The organism is Streptomyces spinosus (genome assembly GCF_020400655.1).
In the GTDB taxonomy this organism is placed as follows: domain Bacteria; phylum Actinomycetota; class Actinomycetes; order Streptomycetales; family Streptomycetaceae; genus Streptomyces; species Streptomyces argyrophylli.
In genome coordinates, this window is the sequence record NZ_JAINRC010000077.1 from 1 (window position 1) to 383 (window position 383).

Below are 383 nucleotides of genomic sequence, written 5' to 3' on the forward strand. Positions count from 1 at the left end.
CCCCAGCTGTACTACGAGGACGGCTACCAGGAGCTGGTCGACCGCGGCTTCAAGGTGGACGTGGCGCCGATCGGCGACGTCAGCTGGGTCGAGATCGACAACCACGACGACCTCGCGCGCGGACGGGTGATCGCGTGCCAGTACTGACCCGGCTGATTCCCTCGCCGGTCGTGGTGGACATCCGCGCGGGTGCCCTGGACGACCTGGCGAGTGTGCTCGCCGATCAGCGGATCTCGCACTCCGGGCGGCTCGCCGTCGCCGTCAGCGGCGGCTCCGGGGCCCGGCTGCGCGAGCGCCTCGCCCCCTCGCTGCCCGGCGCGGTCTGGTACGAGGTGGGCGGCGGCACCCTGGACGACGCGGTCCGGCTGGCCGACGAGATGAAG

Annotated in this window: 2 pseudogenes; both read left to right on the forward strand. The window is 72.6% G+C overall.

Features of this window, described 5'->3' with window-relative positions:
• Positions 1-147, forward strand: a pseudogene (locus LG395_RS40990) (phosphocholine cytidylyltransferase family protein); the annotation flags it as partial.
• Positions 135-383: pseudogene (locus LG395_RS40995) on the forward strand (dehydrogenase); the annotation flags it as partial. The pseudogenes LG395_RS40990 and LG395_RS40995, both read left to right, overlap by 13 nt.